This window comes from Deltaproteobacteria bacterium, from assembly GCA_020845775.1.
Lineage (GTDB): Bacteria > Bdellovibrionota_C > UBA2361 > SZUA-149 > JADLFC01 > JADLFC01.
The window spans coordinates 1-16191 of the sequence record JADLFC010000127.1 but is presented as its reverse complement, the minus strand read 5'-3'; the positions used below and the strand labels follow the sequence as shown (position 1 = coordinate 16191).

Annotated in this window: 17 protein-coding genes and 1 tRNA gene; 15 read left to right on the top strand and 3 right to left on the bottom strand. The window is 45.5% G+C overall.

All coding sequences use genetic code 11. The annotated features are described in order from the left end of the window. Positions 1-24: 24 nt before the first annotated feature. Genes polA through IT291_08495 form a run of 5 tightly spaced genes read left to right on the top strand, consistent with a single transcriptional unit; the run spans position 25 to position 5569 of the window. Positions 25-2790, top strand: a complete 2766-nt coding sequence (gene polA, locus IT291_08515) for a DNA polymerase I (protein MCC6221265.1) — start codon at positions 25-27, stop codon at positions 2788-2790. Then, a complete protein-coding gene (locus tag IT291_08510; GenBank protein ID MCC6221264.1) occupies positions 2787-3479 on the top strand; it encodes a sigma-70 family RNA polymerase sigma factor in 693 nt (230 codons plus the stop codon). Before polA ends, IT291_08510 begins: the two co-directional genes overlap by 4 nt. 35 nt (positions 3480-3514) lie before the next feature. Beyond that, the gene (locus tag IT291_08505; protein MCC6221263.1) at positions 3515-4339 is read left to right on the top strand and encodes a hypothetical protein; all 825 of its coding nucleotides are present in this window, start codon (positions 3515-3517) and stop codon (positions 4337-4339) included. 44 nt (positions 4340-4383) lie between these two features. Continuing rightward, complete coding sequence (locus tag IT291_08500) at positions 4384-4893, top strand: hypothetical protein (GenBank protein MCC6221262.1); 510 nt, start codon at positions 4384-4386, stop codon at positions 4891-4893. A gap of 31 nt (positions 4894-4924) precedes the next feature. Next, positions 4925-5569, top strand: a complete 645-nt coding sequence (locus tag IT291_08495; protein ID MCC6221261.1) for a hypothetical protein — start codon at positions 4925-4927, stop codon at positions 5567-5569. 27 nt (positions 5570-5596) lie between these two features. Here IT291_08495 and pyrF read toward each other — a convergent pair whose 3' ends face one another. From pyrF to pyrE, 3 genes are read right to left on the bottom strand one after another with little or no spacing between them, the layout of a single operon-like run. Continuing rightward, a complete protein-coding gene (pyrF, locus tag IT291_08490; GenBank protein MCC6221260.1) occupies positions 5597-6313 on the bottom strand; it encodes an orotidine-5'-phosphate decarboxylase in 717 nt (238 codons plus the stop codon). After that, a complete protein-coding gene (locus IT291_08485) occupies positions 6310-7443 on the bottom strand; it encodes a quinone-dependent dihydroorotate dehydrogenase (protein ID MCC6221259.1) in 1134 nt (377 codons plus the stop codon). Before IT291_08485 ends, pyrF begins: the two co-directional genes overlap by 4 nt. A 10-nt stretch (positions 7444-7453) precedes the next feature. Beyond that, positions 7454-8119, bottom strand: coding sequence for an orotate phosphoribosyltransferase (gene pyrE / locus IT291_08480; protein MCC6221258.1), 666 nt, complete (start codon positions 8117-8119; stop codon positions 7454-7456). Positions 8120-8330: 211 nt separating this feature from the next. On the opposite strand from pyrE, the gene IT291_08475 reads away from it, so the two are divergent. From IT291_08475 to IT291_08430, 10 genes are all read left to right on the top strand, one after another. Next, positions 8331-8618 carry a hypothetical protein gene (locus IT291_08475; GenBank protein ID MCC6221257.1) on the top strand — a complete coding sequence of 96 codons (288 nt, stop codon included), beginning with the start codon at positions 8331-8333 and terminating at the stop codon, positions 8616-8618. 55 nt (positions 8619-8673) lie between these two features. Continuing rightward, a complete protein-coding gene (locus IT291_08470; GenBank protein ID MCC6221256.1) occupies positions 8674-9177 on the top strand; it encodes a hypothetical protein in 504 nt (167 codons plus the stop codon). Between the two features lie 24 nt (positions 9178-9201). Further along, the gene (locus IT291_08465; GenBank protein ID MCC6221255.1) at positions 9202-9675 is read left to right on the top strand and encodes a flagellar biosynthetic protein FliO; all 474 of its coding nucleotides are present in this window, start codon (positions 9202-9204) and stop codon (positions 9673-9675) included. Between the two features lie 121 nt (positions 9676-9796). Next, a complete protein-coding gene (locus IT291_08460) occupies positions 9797-10621 on the top strand; it encodes a hypothetical protein (GenBank protein ID MCC6221254.1) in 825 nt (274 codons plus the stop codon). Continuing rightward, positions 10618-10884 carry a flagellar biosynthetic protein FliQ gene (locus IT291_08455; protein ID MCC6221253.1) on the top strand — a complete coding sequence of 89 codons (267 nt, stop codon included), beginning with the start codon at positions 10618-10620 and terminating at the stop codon, positions 10882-10884. The genes IT291_08460 and IT291_08455 overlap by 4 nt, the downstream gene beginning before the upstream one ends. An 18-nt stretch (positions 10885-10902) precedes the next feature. Further along, positions 10903-11712, top strand: coding sequence for a flagellar biosynthetic protein FliR (locus tag IT291_08450; protein ID MCC6221252.1), 810 nt, complete (start codon positions 10903-10905; stop codon positions 11710-11712). Between the two features lie 44 nt (positions 11713-11756). After that, positions 11757-12587 carry an EscU/YscU/HrcU family type III secretion system export apparatus switch protein gene (locus IT291_08445; protein ID MCC6221251.1) on the top strand — a complete coding sequence of 277 codons (831 nt, stop codon included), beginning with the start codon at positions 11757-11759 and terminating at the stop codon, positions 12585-12587. 18 nt (positions 12588-12605) lie between these two features. Continuing rightward, positions 12606-15470, top strand: coding sequence for a GAF domain-containing protein (locus tag IT291_08440; GenBank protein ID MCC6221250.1), 2865 nt, complete (start codon positions 12606-12608; stop codon positions 15468-15470). A gap of 41 nt (positions 15471-15511) precedes the next feature. Continuing rightward, the gene (locus IT291_08435) at positions 15512-15760 is read left to right on the top strand and encodes an EscU/YscU/HrcU family type III secretion system export apparatus switch protein (GenBank protein ID MCC6221249.1); all 249 of its coding nucleotides are present in this window, start codon (positions 15512-15514) and stop codon (positions 15758-15760) included. Positions 15761-16101: 341 nt separating this feature from the next. Beyond that, positions 16102-16176: transfer RNA gene (locus IT291_08430), tRNA-Cys, on the top strand. Positions 16177-16191 lie beyond the last annotated feature (15 nt).

The following is a 16191-nucleotide window of genomic DNA, read 5'->3' as shown; positions in this document are numbered from 1 at the left end:
CCTTAGTATAAGTTTAGGTTATTTATGAACGTATTCTATCTCGTAGATGGCTCTAGCTACGTCTTTAGGGCCTTTTATGCCATTTCCGCTCTTTCGACCCGAGAGGGTTTCCCAACTAATGCCATTTATGGATTTACTAGAATGCTCGTGAAGTTGGTTCGAGAGGCTGAAGCAAGACATCTCGACGATGGCGTGCGCATTGCCGTTGCTTTCGATATCGGGAAGCCAACCTTTCGCCATGCGCTGTTTGCCGATTACAAGGCCAATCGCGCAGCCTGTCCTCCGGAACTCGTGCAGCAGATGCCGTATTTCTCGCAGATCGTCGATGCTTTGGGAATTAAATCGGCGAGTCGTGAAGGATATGAGGCTGATGACATTATTGCAACTCTTGTCAAGCGCTTTGCCTCATCGGACTGTAAAGTTATCATTGTCAGTGGAGATAAGGATCTCACGCAGCTAATTGGCGAACACGTTGAGATGTGGGATCCAATGCGCGATGTGTGGATGGACTCACAAAAAGTTAGAGAGAAATACGGTGTAGCCCCCGGTCAAATGGCGGATTATTTGGCGCTTACTGGAGATAGCTCCGATAATATACCTGGTGCCAAGGGGATTGGTCCTAAATCGGCGGAAGTGCTCGTTAATTATTTCGGCTCCTTGGACCAAATGTTAGAAAACCCCGAAAAAATTGAAGAAATTGAGAATCTGCGCAGTAAGGCTAAGATAAAAAAATGCCTTGAATGCGATGCCCACCAGCTTCGTCTAAGCTATCAGTTGGTTACTTTGGAAGAGGCGGTAGCGCCATTTAATGAGATGGCAAATATCGACGAGTTTAAGGTCCAAGGTGTTAGGCAAGAGGTGGCTGAACCTTTGTTTAAGAAGCTCGAGTTAGAAAAATTGTTGGAGTCCATAGCTGCTAACGGCGATGTTTCTGGTGCTAGGAATTTAGAGAGTATCTATGGGGGCAAGGATTTTAAGGTGATTGCTAGCGATTCCCTAGATTCGTTTGCAGATAGTTTATCTGCAAGTCAGTCGTTTGCATTTGATACAGAGACTACTTCGCTGGATGTGAGAACTTGTAAGCTCGTAGGAATGTCGTTTTCGTGGCAGAAAGATAAGGCATATTACCTTCCGCTAATATCGGAGCCGGATGGCAGCAAGGCTTTGGATTCCGAACGTGTAAAGCAAGTTCTTGGGCCAATATTTTCTAATCCGAAAATAAAGAAAACAGGTCTAAATTTGAAGTTTGATCTAAGCGTTGTAACGCAGCAGGGTTATTTTGTAGATGGTATAGAGTTCGACTGCATGCTTGCGTCGTATGTTCTTAATCCAGATAAGCGCCAGCATGGATTGAGCTCATTAGCTAGAATTCATCTAAACGAAGAGATGTTGCCATATAAGGAACTAGTTGGCTCAAGGGAGCATATCGGGCAGGTTCCCTTGGAGGATGTGGCTAATTATGCTGCTCATGATGCTGAGGCATCATGGCAAATAAGGCAAGTCTTGGATAAGTTATTGGGGTCGAGGAGTTTTTGCAGTGATTCTGGAGAAGAGGGGCCGTCTTTACGTCGAGTATTTGAGGATATTGAGATGCCGTTGGTGGCGGTGTTGTCTAGCATGGAGCTGGCTGGCGTTCGCGTGGATGTGGGATTTTTGGGCGAGCTAAAAAAGATGTTTGATGATGAACTTGCCGAGCTTAGGCAGGCCATCTGTAGTTTAGCCGGCGAAGAATTTAATGTGAATTCTAACCAACAGCTCGGAAGTATTTTGTTTGAAAAGCTCGGCATTCCAACGGCAGGTGTTAAGAAAACTAAGAGTGGCTTTTCGACGGATGCAAGCGTGCTAAACACCTTGGTTGGCCATCATCCTATTATTGAAAAAATTATCGAGTATAGGGAATTATTTAAGCTAAGCACTACTTATGTTGATTCCTTAATTCAACTCAGTGCTCCACATACCTCGCGAATTTATGCCTCGTTTAACCAGGCAATCGTCGCGACAGGACGTCTTAGTTCGAGTGATCCAAATCTGCAAAACATTCCAATTCGAAATGAGAGGGGTCGGCTTATTCGCAAGGCTTTTGTTGCGGAACCGGGGTGCGTTTTGATATCGGCGGATTATTCGCAAATTGAGCTTAGAGTGCTAGCCCACCTCTGTGGGGATGAGGATTTGAGAAAGGCCTTTTATGAGGGCCATGATATTCATGCTCAAACTGCAGAGGAGATTTTTGGGACGGAAGGCATTGGAGAGGCACAGAAAAGCCAAAATCGCCGCATCGCGAAGACTATTAATTTTGGCATATTGTACGGTATGGGCGCATTTCGGCTCGCTAATCAGTTGGGTGTTAGCCGTAGAGATGCGCAAAGTTATATAGACCGATATTTTGAGCGATTCCCTAAGGTGAGGGAATATTTCGACACACTTACCGCGCAGTTATCGCGTTTGGGCTACGTGGAAACTCTGTTTGGCCGCCGAAGGTATCAGCAGCAAGTCGATGCCAGTGGCCGCGATAGTGGCTATGTAATGCGTTCATTATTAAATACCCCAATTCAAGGAACCGCGGCGGAAATCATGAAACTGGCTATGATTAAGCTTCACAACGCTCTTAAGCAGTATGGCAAGAAGGCGAGGATAATTATGCAAGTCCACGATGAGTTAATAGTAGAGGCTCATAAGAGCATAGCGGAGGAAGTTAGGACTGTGGTTGAAGATTGTATGGAATCTGCGGTAGTATTGAATGTACCCCTCAAAGTTGAGTCTAATATAGGTGAGTCTTGGGGGGAAATATGAATTGTTTAAGCGGGACAAAAGTTATAGTGGGCAGTCGTTTGTTTGCGGTTAAAGGGAAATCAAAGCCGGCTGAAGACTTGAGCTTAGTGGAAAGAGCTAAAGGCGGCGATGTGTCGGCCTTTCGGGAGCTAGTCGAAAGATATCAGCAGAAAGTGCAGGCGGTTGCAATGAGCGTTAGTTGCAGCTTTGAAGAGGCAGAAGATATTGCTCAAGAGACGTTTTTAAAGGCTTTTCGGAGTCTGTCATCATTTCGCAATGAGTGCAGTTTTTATACGTGGATTTATCGCATTGCGTACAATCTCTCTATAGACCACATGCGCAAGCGCTACAAGCAGCTGGAAACCTCCCTGGAGTGCAGTAAAGTGTTGGATAAAATATCCAACGCGACTCAAAGCGTTGCCGTCAATGGACAACGCCCAGATAAGAATTTTGAGACGGCTGAACTTGGTTCGCAGATTCAGGAAGCAATTGAGAATTTAAGTGCGGAACATCGTGCGGTTATTTTATTGAGAGAGGTTGAGGGATTGTCCTACGCTGAGATTAGCGAGGTAGTAGGATGTTCTAAGGGGACGGTTATGAGTCGCTTGCATCATGCTCGTAAGCGCCTACAAGAGGTACTTGCAGGACAGGCGGAAACGCCACACGTAGAGGATGCTGGTGAAGTGAAAAGTAAATTGGTCATGAGATGAAGAGTGCTAGTTATTAGTATCATGTGTTAAATTTTATGAAAGAAAAAAGTGATAGGTCGAGGGCTTTATCTGCTAGTAAGCAAAAGTTGTTAAGTGCTTTTCATGATGGAGAACTTAGGGGATTGCGGTCAAAGGTTTGTGAGAGGCTAATAGCAAAAGGTGATGGGGCTTGTTTGGCTAATTTGCAGAATTTGCGGTTTATTCGCAGCGAGGTGCGAGGTTGGTATAAGCAAAAGATTTTAACTCGGCATTCTCAAGTGGTAAAATCAGATATTTGGTCTAGTATAGAGAGGGAGGTCGAAAAAATAGCTGATGGTTATGCAGAAAGAAACCATAGACCGAGGTTGTTTGGTCTAGCCTTACCGGTTCCCTTGCATGCTTTTCCATTTAGATTTGCCGTTCTGTCTGTAGCAATGGTTTTCGTTGCTTATATTGCGAGCGATTACGCTTTAAATATTAAGGATAGCGGTGGCGTGGGGTCTAAAGATAAGTCGCAGGAGGCGTATCCGATTAACGTAGTATCGCTAGAGACTGAGTTTAAAGCAGTCGAATCCTTAGATTCGAAGTTGAGTATCCCCGAAGCTTTGGTGGGGGAGAGCAGCGATTTGGATTCTAAGGTTGCCGAGCTACCTCCGAAGTTGCGTGGGCAGTCTTCTGAATTGCAACTTGGTGGCTCTTCGGTTGTGAGGGTTGTGGACAGAGAAATTGGGCGAAATGGAGTTAGGGACGTTCGAGAGGATGGCGTGGATATTGATTGGATTAAAAGCGATAGTAAAGGAGCGCTTAGATTGTTTGTTTCTAAGAATCGCCGAGTTCCACCAGTTATATGGCTAGCGTCCCAGAACAAGGTGGCGCGATAAATGATTAGTATTGTCTGGCGAGGGGTAATGCAGTTTAGAGGTAAATGAGGACAAAAAGTTTGTTACATGGCTTGGTCGTGCGTCGGTTGGTTTTTTTACTGGTGCCTGTTTTTTATGTTTTCATTTTCGGTTTAGTGGAGGTGTTTGCTGATAGTGTTGTAGTACCTCGCGGTTGTTTAGTGACGGTGAGATCGCTTAAGGCGTCGAATGGCGAAAATCGCGGTCATGAATCCATTAGTGATCTTCAAGAACAATTGGGTGCTTTGCCATTTTCTAGTTACGAGGTAATCGACTCAAAGCAAGCCTCGCTCGAGTTAAGCAGTAGGGGTAGATTTGATATTGCGGGTTTAGAGAGCAGCACTCATAAGGTTATGGTATTGCCTCATTTTGTTGCCGATGATCAGGTGCAAGTGACGGTTGACTGGCAGGGGCCTCAGGGAGAGCGTTTGCTGTCGACCAAATTAAAAGTTGTAAACAACAAGAGCGTCGTGCTGGGCAGTGATGGCAATGACGATGGGTCGATGATACTTTGTGTGCGCGTCAATTGTTCGTAAAAATATTTTGTTTTAGGGAGCGCGTTTGCGAATGGGTAGCAAGCTAAAAGATTTAATCGCGGAGTGTAGCAAGGAGGAGTTATATGATTTATTAGCTAAGCACTTTTGCTATAGCTATAAAATCGAGAAGGATGGTTCTCTGCTAGTTGTCGAATTCTCACAAAAGCGATCTGACCAGAGAGCGCGAGAACTGATTCTCGACGTTGAAGGGGTTTTAGGAGTCGAGCTCGGGTGCGCCTGTGCTTTGGTTCTTTCTATGGGAAATGCTCAATTAGTAGATAGCGTATTGGCTCAGATTCAGGGGATTACGAAGACTCTCAATGTGAGGCAGTCGTTGTTGTTTAGATTTGTGCGATGCTATGCTGAGGCGGAGGGTTTAAGAAATCTCATAGTTCAAATCTGGGGTAACCCATTACTGGCCGGAACGCAGCTTGGGGCGAGGGCAAATATCTACGCAGCCCTTTATTGTTCTCGCGAGATACTCATGGCGTTGGCAGAGCTATTTATGCTTTTTAGCTTTGAGGGAGAGGGGATTGTTGGGGATGAAGCTGAGAGGATTATTACATTGCTCGCGCATGTATCTGTGCTAAATCAGAAGCTCATAGGCGAGTACATGGACAAGCTGGAGAGCCAGGATGTCATCAATGAAGCTATGGGGCTCAAATACATCGCTTAACGGCGATGTATTTGTTTAGGCGCGCCCTTAAGCACTGCCATAGGTGATTTCATCGTTCATTATACTTCTTATCGCAGCTATAGGATCGCGGTTTTTAGTAATCGGGCGGCCAATCACTAAATAATCAGCCCCCTTAGACAGGGCATGTAGTGGCGTATCGGTGCGATTCTGGTCGTCAGATGTGGTATGCCATGCAGGTCGTATGCCTGGGACAATTTTTGCTAGTTTGTTTAGGTTTTGCATATCGGCTAGGAGTGGAAGCTCTTGGGCCGAACAGACGATGCCAAAACACTTGCTGTCGAGAGCTATGCGCGCTAGCGATGTGACTGTAGAAGATGAATCTTTGCCGTAAATTACATTGGTATCCTCGTCGTTAAGCGAAGTTAGAGCTGTTACGGCTAGAATTTTTGCAGTATGCCCGCCTTCAGCGCATGCAGCTTCAACGGCAGCTTTTATCATGGCCATTCCCCCGCTAGCATGCACAGTAATGAAGTCTGCGCCAGCCGACGCTATTTTTTGAATGGAATTTTTTACCGTGTTCGGAATGTCGTGCAATTTTGGATCTGCAAAGACTCTGCCAAACTGTCTTAGGTCTGTGATTACTTTAATTCCGTGTTCAATGAGGAGATCGTTTACCTTAAATCCCCAGACCATATTTCTTAGCGTTTTAGCAAGATAAAGCGCATCGGCATAATTGATGGCATCTAGGGCGATGATGATATTTGAATTTTGATTTTGGTTCATCCTTGCAACCCGCCTATGAATTTCTTATTCGCACTTCCGACCGCTTCGCGAAGTGTTGCAAATCCGTCCTGTAACAACAAGTGGTTTAGCTCATAATTAATGGCTTTGCAAATTAGAGGGCCTTCATAAACGAGTCCCGTATATAGCTGTAACAACGAAGCGCCAGCCTTAATGTGCGCATAGGCTGAAGCAGCTGAATCTATACCCCCGACACCAATAATTGGCTTCTTGCCGCCCAGTAGGGAATAGGCAAATCTTACGCGCTCAATAGATTTAGCAAAGAGCGGCTTGCCACTAAGTCCACCGCTTCCAATATTATCGACAAGGGTTTTAGGGGTTTTTAAGGTTGGACGCGAGGTCGTAGTGTTGGTCAGGACGTAGCCATCAATCGAGTGCTCCTCGCAGACGCTAATAGCTTCCTCCAGTTTTGTAAGTGGAATATCTGCTGAAAATTTTACTAACAGCGGCGTTTTGGAATTGAGCCCGCCCTTGGTGCTAGCTATTGCGGTTAGGAGCTCTTTAAGGGCATTGCTTTCTTCAAAAGTCTTGCCGTCACTGGTGTTTGGACAACTTACATTAAGTGTGAAATAGTGAGCCTGGGCATGAAGTTTTTTATAGCACTCGACTATATCGATTATAGCGCGTTTGTCCAATATGTCAGGGTCGTGTGTTTTAACTATGCTTGCGCCAATTACAATATCGCAATTTGAGAGGCTTTTAAGGTTTTCGGCAACCAAATCAGCACCGATGTTGTTCAGGCCAAGGCGATTGATTAAAGCTGAATCGGCAGGAAGTCGAAACAATCTTGGTTTTGGATTGCCTTGACACGGAAGATTGGAAACCGAACCGATTTCTATAAAGCCAAAATCGAGATCTGAAATGAAAGGGATCAGTTCAGCGTTTTTGTCAAAGCCGGCAGCAATGCCAATGGGGTTTTTGAAATCTATGTCAAATACCGTGCTTCTAAGTCTAGGTAGAGTTTTGCTAGTAGTCGTGCAAACAGTTCTTAGTAACTCGCGCGCGGCAGAATAGCTTTGAAGCCGTTTTGCAAAATTAGAAGCCAGGCTATGTGCCCTTTCTGCATCAAGGCAAAACAGCAATGGCCGAAGTAATGTTTTATATAAATTCAACGCGTCTTAGCTATTTCGTTATTTCCGGTGGATAGCCATTTTGTTCTCCCCACATAAAGGGATCCGATTGCCACTCGCTTAACGCCAAAAATTCCTTTTCTGACAAATACTGTTCGTCTCTTGCAACATCTAACAGCTCATCCAAAGTAAGCAGAGGGCGAAGATTGCAATTTGCCCTCCTAAAGGCATCGATTGCTTTGGAAAAGTTGTAGCTAAAAATCACCAAGCACTCATCCACCCTTCCGCCGGATTCCCTAATATTTTCTACGGCCTGAACGGAGCTTCCGCCCGTCGATACGACGTCCTCTATTACGAGAACTCGCTTCCCCTCCTCGAGCTTCCCTTCTATGCTTTTTTTTGCGCCGTGTTGTTTAGCAATTTGCCGAACGTATAAAAACGGCAATTTGAGTGCATCGGCTAGCGTAGTAGCAGGCGAAATACCCCCAGTAGCGACTCCGGCTACTACATCAAATGACAAACAATTTTTGTCTATGATATCTAAAAAACCGTTTTTTATCATCTGCCTATGTGCGTAGCTACTTAGCAGTAAGCGGTTATCGTTATAGATTGGCATATAGTAGCCGGAGGCCCAGCGGAATGGATTCTCTGGATTAAACCGCACAGCCCCAATACTTAGCGCCACAGAGGCTAAACTTTCACCCACGGAAGCAATCATATCTTCGGATCTTCCAATAAACTTCTGCGTAAAATTACGATTTGTTTTGATGTTTTTCTAGATAGCATTGCTTCTCAAGCCGCGTCAAGGATGCCCTCGCGTGCTTAGGCGGATGGCGTGGACTTACAAAAAATGAACGCGATGTGTTTTTCAGACGATAAATAGATTGTATGTGGCGCGTAGTGACAATTTGTTTATTGAGGATTGTAAAATGATGAATGCTATTGGACCAAAAATTAATGCGGCTATGCCTAAGCAAGCTGAGATTCAGCCTAGTAAGTCTGGTTTGGAGATTAATCTCGATTCATATTTGGATGATTGGCGCAGCGTTGGTATGCGTCTTAAGCAAGCCCAGGAAAAATTGCCAGTTGAGTCCCAAAAACTTATTAATTTGCAAATGCATGTGAACTCTTTGGAATTTCGCGTTCAACTTGCAGCTAAAACTGGAGAAGCAATGGCAGGAAGCATCAAGCAATTGCAAAGTATGGGGAATGGGTGATTTGCTGGTTTATAAGGCCGGTGGTTGGAACCTATAAACAGCGTGCGTTTTGCCTATGAATGGGAATAGTGCCGAGCTTCAGAACTATCGACGAAAGGAGCTACTGCTGAGGCTTGCCACCAAGCGCAAGGAAGAATTGCTTAAGCAATTAGGTTGCTTACGAGAGGAAGTGTCGTCAGCTAAGAAGGCGCTTGCGTCAATTGATGCGCGAAGAGTTCGCTTGCTTAGCTCGGCACGAAATGCGACTAGTGGCGGTGCGGAACGGGTTTTTGCCATTGCGGAGCTAAATGCTCGAGTCAGTTTTTCGGGAGAATGTTTGGCAAATGTGTCATTTGATAATATGGCTAGAAAAAAGTTGTTAGGGAGAATGATGGCAACTAATGAGTTAGCGAAGCTAAAGGAAAAGGACATCGCATCATGCGAGGAAAGAATGCAGATGCTAACTCGCGAGATGAGACGCATGCGCAAAAAGTCTATTTCTATAATTGAAGGAATTGAACAAAGTGAGATAGAAGATATCACTAGCAGTAGATCCCATGTCAGCCATCGAGATCTCTAGGATAATATTTGTGAATGTATTAGTATGAAATTACTAGGTTGTCATTGTTTATTATTTCTTTCTTTCATCCTTTCACTATATGTATGCAATGTGTTGGCGGAGGAGCCGATTGCTGAGTCTGCTAAGATTTTAGTCAATGATGATAGCAGTTTAGGTAATTTGAGCCAGAAATTTAGGGAAAATCCGTTTACTATGAATCGCGCAATCCGAACGATTCTTTCACTAATTTTCGTATGCGCGCTTGCAGTAATTCTAATTGGAAAGGTTTTGCCGCGACTTAATCTAGTAAACATACCTAAACTTAACAATGGCACTAAGCCTTCTCGCAAGCGCTTGAAACTAATAGAGAGGTTATCCTTGGATCGAAACAATTACCTCGCAATAGTTTCTATAGATGACAAGCGCGAAGTAGTAATAGCGGTAAATCAGGCTTCTGTATCGCTGCTTTTGCAAGTTGAACCAGAAAAGACAGAGTCTGTCGCGCTTCCTAATCAATAATCAACAATATTCTGACACAAAGACATTAATTTTTTCGATAAGTATATCGTGTTGCCGATGCTGATTGCAAAGAAGGTCTTTCTTGGCAGTTGGCCTCATTAGATTAGGAGTATTGAGAAATATGTCAGTCGGAATGATGCCTGGTATGGATGCGCCACCAGTGCTGATGCTAGTAGTATTTGTAGGCATGGCGATAGTGCCGTTCTTATTGCTAAGTTGCACTTCGTATCTGAAATTGAGCGTGGTATTTGCAATCCTTCGAAACGCACTTGGCGCTCAACAAGTGCCGTCTGGAGTAGTGGTCTCTATACTGTCTTTAGTGCTAACCGTTCACATCATGTCTCCAGTAGCTATGGAGGTGAGCAAGGCTTTGGAGGATAGTGCTGCACAATTAGGCATTTCGACAGCGGGTAAAGCCGAGACTAAGGAGGCTAAGCCAATCGGTGAACTGCTAAATGCGTTAAAGGCAAATGACATCATCGCTTTGGCAAAGGCTGCGAGCGAGCCGGTATCGAAATTTTTACGCCAAAATAGCGGAGTAAGAGAGAGGATGTTTTTTAGTTCCCTTTCTTCTCGATCTGGCAAGACTACCTCATTAGTTAATTCCAAAGATGCAATAAACGTCGACACTAATTGCGCGCCTACGGGAGGCGATGAGGCTAATGCCGCGGAAAAGTGCGCAGTGAATGAGGAAACTTTTCTAAATCTCGTTTCCTCATTCGTTATAAGCGAACTACAGGAAGCGTTTGCTATTGGATTTGCTATAGTTTTGCCCTTTCTTATTGTCGATATCGTCATTGCCAATTTGCTCATTGGCCTTGGCATGATGATGGTTAGCCCGGTAACTATTTCATTTCCATTTAAAGTGATTTTGTTCGTCTTGTGCGATGGCTGGTACCTGCTGTGCAAGGGGTTAATTTTGGGATATGGAGTCGCTGAATTATGATAGAAGTAGATAATATTGAGTCGCTCTTTGTTTCGGCAGCGTTCATAGCATTAACCCTGTCTGCCGTGCCGCTAATTATTTCAACAGTGGTAGGACTAGTGTTTAGCGTCCTGCAGGCTGCTACTCAGATTCAGGAACAAACCTTGGGGTTTGTCCCCAAACTGGCGGCGGTTAGCGCAGCCTTGTACTTTGGTGGGCGATGGCTCTCATCTCAGCTAATCGATTATTTCGTGGAAATCTTGCATAAGGTGCCAGAATTTTAGAAAGGAGTTTTTGGCACAATGGTGATTAATCAGACCGCCGTAAATGCTATACTTTTCTTTGTCCTGCTTTTCCTGCGCAGTTATACATTTATATCAACATTTTCGTTTATCCGAACTCTACTGGGAGCAGGTGGACGGACTGCCGCATCAATCGCTCTTACCTGTGCCTTGCTCTCTAGGGGCGATGTAAGTCAGATGGCCCATACTGGGGCATCGTCGGTGGGGGCCACTCCATTTTTCTTGCTAGCCGTAAAGGAAGTGTTTTTAGGTTTTATAATTGCTGCCCCTATCGCGCTAGCGCTTGAATCCCTTGTGATGGCCGGTCGCATAGCGGATGTGGCGCGAGGGGCGCAGTATGGAGAGCAACTCGATTTATCCTTTGGGATGGGGATGTCGGTAGCACAACGGATTACTAGTTATTCCCTAGCGTTATTTGCTCTTAGCTCATGTGGCTATCCGCTAGCCTATAGAATTCTTGAACATAGCGTAATATGGCCACTTGAGGTCTTTGGACGAAGTGGAATTCTTAATCTGTTGGGAGAAAGAGCTATCCTCGAGTCTTTCATCTTGCTAGCCGGCCAAGCCATCTCCTGGGGCTTATTGCTAGCAGCTCCTGTAGTGTTTGCCTCTCTTATTGTCGACATAATTACGGCCTTTCTTTCCAAGGCGTTGCCGCGGGTTAGCGCGGTGCAAGAGCTGATGCCGGTTAAACTCTTATTGGGATTGTCTTTGTTAATATGGTTGATGGTTAATGATTGCTGGCAATTAAGTGGGATTGATTTAGAAATTATGCAGTTTCTCTCGATGCTAATTGGAGAAAATGCGTAGGAGTGGTCGAGGGAGCTAATAGTCTTTAGAAAATATGGATTTTTATGGCTGGTGAAAAGCGCTTTGCACCTACTGCTAGAAAGTTAAGAAAAGCTAGAGAAGAGGGGGATGTAGCTAAGAGTAGAGACATTAGCACCGTCATTGTCTCTTTGTCGGGGGCGTTTTGGCTATGGTTTTGCAAGGCCGAAATCTCGACTCTAATAGAGTTTAGCCAGAGTAGTTTTTCGCTCAGTGCAGACTTTGGTGCCGAGGATGTGCTAGGATTACTCGATGTTGCGGTAGGCTTTCTAGGCAAAGTCCTTGGATCGTTCTTAGTAGTTGTATTTATTGCAAGTTTTCTGGTGGAGGCGGCGCAAGTTGGATTTGTCTTTAGCTTGGATGTCCTAGTCTTTAGGTTTTCTAGGTTAAATGCAATAAATGGGGTGAAGAGGATCCTTGGAGTGGGTCAGGAAGGGGGAGAGGGCTGTTTAACCAGCGGGGTTATTTTTGAGAGCGGAAAAACAGTTTTGTATTTCTTGGTGTTAATAGTGATAGGTGGCGCTTATCTGTATTCTCGTGGAGTAGGTGTTGTCGTTTTTGAGTTTGATGACGTGGCTGACTTAGCATTGTCGTGGGTTGGGGAGTGTTTTTATTTAAGTTTTATTTTACTGTTTTCTTTGTTGTTGTTGGCGGGTCTTGATCTAGCAATCAAGCGCAAGGGTCGCGTAAAGAGACTTAGAATGGATGCAGAAGAGTTTAAGAAGGAGCTTCGCGATACTGAGCCCCCGCCTGAGATGAGGAGTATGCGCCAGAGCTTACACGAGGAAATATTAAGTCAAGCAACAGTTGCGAATCTGCGAAAGGCCAAGGCTATTGTAGTTGGAGCGGCTGATTAAGTTAGGAAGTACTTTTCGATGCAGTATTTTGATAGGGCAGCGGCTAGCGCGATTATAGGGGCAATTTGTGGTTCTGAAAATCGCCGAGACGTTCTAATTAGTGCGACAGAACTTTTAGGGCGGGTGTTAGGGGTTAGTCGATGTTTGGTCGTAGTAGATCAGGAGCATTCTAAATCTCCACCGGTTGAGTGGACTATGGAAGAGCCAGAGGAGAGGTTGGATGCGGCAGTTGTAAGCATTGCCTCGAAGATAGGCGAGGTGGTTTCTTTGCAGCGCGGGCCGCTGTTACTTAAGCCTACTGATGATAGAGAATTTCTAAATTCAATTCGAGAGGAGTTAAGCGCATTAGACGTTACTGCCATGCTAGCTGTAAGGACTAGTTTGCAGGGGCATGTAAATGGAGCGCTCATTCTGACTCAGTGTGGGCATGGAAGAGACTGGCGAGAGGAGGAAGTCTCGCTGGTGTCTGAAGTAGCACGAGCCCTAGGCGAGGCTATCGAGCGCACTGGGAAGTGCAATTGGCAGGAGATGGCTGATGCAGTTAGTGAAGGTGGAATCGGCGAGCGCGTCGGCAGTCAAAAGTTAGAGTCTGAAGAGAGATATAGAAGACTTGTCGATAATTCCGATGCCCTCATCTTTCATGCGGATGTGAATCACGCAATAACATTTATCAGTCGCAGGGCGCTTGATTTCTTCGGCAAAGCTCCAGAAGATTTCATGGGGCAAAAGTCGCTTAAGTGGTTAGACTTTGTTTACGAGGAAGATCGCGCGCGAGTAGCCAGATGTGTGCATGATATGAGCGATGCCTCGACTAGTTTTGAGGAAGAATTTCGAGTTATTAACGGCGTTACCAATCGCCTTAGGTGGTTGTTGATGAGGCTAATGCCAGTGATTGGCAAAAGTGGCGAAGTTGAGGGATGGGACGGTTTTGGAATAGATATTACTAAGCGGCATGAGGCGCAGGAGGCTCTTGTCGTTCAGAGTAGAAAAATCCGGGCTCTATACACCGTATCCTCAGCGATTAGGGGTTACCTGGATCCGGCTAATATTGCCTCGCGAGGTTTGGCTGCTCTTTGCGATGCGAGCGGCGCAGATGCTGGCGTTTGCTACATTTATGGGCCGAAGGCCAAGGATAAGCTCGGCTTAGTGGCCCATCATGGCTTTAGTGCTGAGTTTGTCGAAGATTTAGGCAAGGCTACTAATTTGCCAAGTCTATCGGGTTATGTTGCAAAACATAACCAGTCGGTTGTCGTTCCCGATATTCGAAGAGATCCTCGCGCTAGTGCCGTTTTAGCCGAGAAGGGCGGCATGAGTTCTGCTGTGTTGGTTCCTTTGTCCATCGAAGACGAGGCTTTGGGAGCTATTGGCTTATTTAGCAAAGAGGTTGCGAAATTCGATGGTGGCGATGTTATGTTGGTGACTGCGGCGGCAAGTCAGATAGGTTTGGCTGCTAGACAGGCAGACTTGTTTGCGGCCTATAGGCGACAGGCGAAAAAGTTGTCGGCCTTGTATCGCATGAGTCACGAACTATCGAAGAGCCTTTCCTTTGAGGAGATTTTTGCTCAAGCATTTTCTATCATTAAGGATGAACTAGGCTTAAAGAGGCTTTGGCTCGGTTTGCTAAATGATACTGGCACTCGCATCATCGGCCAATCGGCGCATGGTCCGGGTATAAAGAAGAAAATGGCAGCGATGAATATTGAGTTAGGCGCGCAGAATCATCCGCTTTCCAAGGTAATTAGAAATCGAGAGGCTGTAGTTATTGAAGATCCGAGCGAGATATTGCGAGAGTTCGGCGTAAAGCGCGTTTTTTCGCGTCTAGATATTCACTCGGTCGCTATGGTTCCAATGAGCTCCGGTGGGCAAGTCTTAGGGGTTTTGGCGGTTCAGCCGAGTCAAGCAGAAACGGTTCTGGACGAAGAGGCACTTACGCTTTTAACTAGCCTAGCGAATGAAATTGGAGCAGTCGTTTTGGCCAAGCGATTCGAAGAGCGCATGGCGGAGGGCGAGAAGATGCGAACTGCTGGGCTTTTGGCAGCAGGCATTGCGCATAACTTTAATAATATGCTTCAGGGCATATTGGGGCAGGCTTCACTGCTTGAAGTTCAGAGCGAATCTAGGGCTAAGGTGCGGCGGGCTGCAAGGCTAATAACAGAAGCTGGAAATCGTGGAGCGGTTTTAGTTAAGCAGCTAATGAGCTTTGCGCACCTTGAAAAAGCGAATCCAGAGGTTTGTGACGTAAATTATTTGGTAGAGCGCGAGGTTAAATCGCTATCAGACGAAGTGCAGAATGTTGCAAGAATTGAGCTCCGATTGGGAACGGATATTCCGAGAGCCTATTTTGACTCGAGTCAATTGCGGCGCATTATTAGCAATTTAATTCTAAATGCTAGGGATGCCACGCAGGCGCGTGGTGAGACGGAGGAGTTAGGCAAGATTGAGGTATCGACCGATCTGATTGTTGTTGACGAGCAGCATCCTCATAGTGGGGTGCAGAAGGGAAGCTATGTGAGAATCGATGTTAGAGACTACGGAGTAGGCATGGAGGAGGAGGTAAGAAAGCGCTGTTTTGAGCCATTTTTTACGACAAAAAATGTAGATCCAGCTTCTGGGCTTAGCATGTCGGGGGCAGGTTTGGGTTTGGCGGCCGCTTATACGCTTGCTACTAGAAATGGCGGAACTATCGTTGTGGATAGCAAACCCGGAGATGGCAGCTTTTTTACCTTATATGTTCCGGTTGCTAAGCGGCTAGTAGAAACCCTTAGCGAACGCATTGAAAAGAGGAACAACGATGAAAATATTGCCGATAATGTAGCCAGTGAAGTTTCGACAGAAGAGAGTAGCGCATCTGTTCAAAATGACAATTCGCGGTTGGCGAGTTGATAAGTGCTTATGACTTTAAAGGAATGACAAAGGAAGTGAGTATGCAGTTAAATAGCAGACGGCTCGCTGTAGCGCTCGATTATTGTGAAGGGTCTATACCGACTGTTTCGGCAGTTGGGCAGAATCGGGTTGCGAAAGACATTATGGCGATGGCGCGCCGCTATGGCGTGCCCACTGTTGAGAATGATGAGCTCGCTACACAGCTTAGTCGGGTAGGCTTGAGTAAGGAGATTCCCCAAGATCTATACGAGTCCGTTGCCAATTTGCTTTGCGAAATTGAGTCTTGGTAGAGTTCAGCCGAGTTTTTTAGTAACAATTTCGCGCCAGTTGACGTCGATAGCATCGATACGGCCCCATAATGGAACCCGATTGAGAAAACGAATGACCAAAGATCTATACCGTTTCCAAAAAGTAAGTTAAATATTTTACTTTTTGTAAATGCTATAAAATGAGCAAAACGCAATCCCGGCCTCTTTAAGGCACCTCGTAATTCGATCCGAGAGGAATGCTATCAATGCTGCCTCTTCTTCTCGGAGTGGAGAGAAAAATGAACGGTTACGTTAATCTTGACGTCTTATTAGTATAAAGTTATATCACTTAAGCTTGTTTTTTGATGCGCCCCTAAAATTTCGGCCCGATAGCCAAGTGGTAAGGCAGAGGTCTGCAAAACCTCCATTCCCCGGTTCAAATCCGGGTCGGGCCTCCATGATTCTCAGTCACG

Bases quoted from the DNA above. Each gene is read 5' to 3' on its own strand.
- polA (MCC6221265.1), top strand. From the start codon at position 25: ATGAACGTATTCTATCTCGTAGATGGCTCTAGCTACGTCTTTAGGGCC.
- IT291_08510 (MCC6221264.1), top strand. From the start codon at position 2,787: ATGAATTGTTTAAGCGGGACAAAAGTTATAGTGGGCAGTCGTTTGTTT.
- IT291_08505 (MCC6221263.1), top strand. From the start codon at position 3,515: ATGAAAGAAAAAAGTGATAGGTCGAGGGCTTTATCTGCTAGTAAGCAA.
- IT291_08500 (MCC6221262.1), top strand. From the start codon at position 4,384: ATGAGGACAAAAAGTTTGTTACATGGCTTGGTCGTGCGTCGGTTGGTT.
- IT291_08495 (MCC6221261.1), top strand. From the start codon at position 4,925: ATGGGTAGCAAGCTAAAAGATTTAATCGCGGAGTGTAGCAAGGAGGAG.
- pyrF (MCC6221260.1), bottom strand. From the start codon at position 6,313: ATGAACCAAAATCAAAATTCAAATATCATCATCGCCCTAGATGCCATC.
- pyrE (MCC6221258.1), bottom strand. From the start codon at position 8,119: ATGATTGCTTCCGTGGGTGAAAGTTTAGCCTCTGTGGCGCTAAGTATT.
- IT291_08475 (MCC6221257.1), top strand. From the start codon at position 8,331: ATGATGAATGCTATTGGACCAAAAATTAATGCGGCTATGCCTAAGCAA.
- IT291_08470 (MCC6221256.1), top strand. From the start codon at position 8,674: ATGAATGGGAATAGTGCCGAGCTTCAGAACTATCGACGAAAGGAGCTA.
- IT291_08465 (MCC6221255.1), top strand. From the start codon at position 9,202: ATGAAATTACTAGGTTGTCATTGTTTATTATTTCTTTCTTTCATCCTT.
- IT291_08460 (MCC6221254.1), top strand. From the start codon at position 9,797: ATGTCAGTCGGAATGATGCCTGGTATGGATGCGCCACCAGTGCTGATG.
- IT291_08455 (MCC6221253.1), top strand. From the start codon at position 10,618: ATGATAGAAGTAGATAATATTGAGTCGCTCTTTGTTTCGGCAGCGTTC.
- IT291_08450 (MCC6221252.1), top strand. From the start codon at position 10,903: ATGGTGATTAATCAGACCGCCGTAAATGCTATACTTTTCTTTGTCCTG.
- IT291_08445 (MCC6221251.1), top strand. From the start codon at position 11,757: ATGGCTGGTGAAAAGCGCTTTGCACCTACTGCTAGAAAGTTAAGAAAA.
- IT291_08440 (MCC6221250.1), top strand. From the start codon at position 12,606: ATGCAGTATTTTGATAGGGCAGCGGCTAGCGCGATTATAGGGGCAATT.
- IT291_08435 (MCC6221249.1), top strand. From the start codon at position 15,512: ATGCAGTTAAATAGCAGACGGCTCGCTGTAGCGCTCGATTATTGTGAA.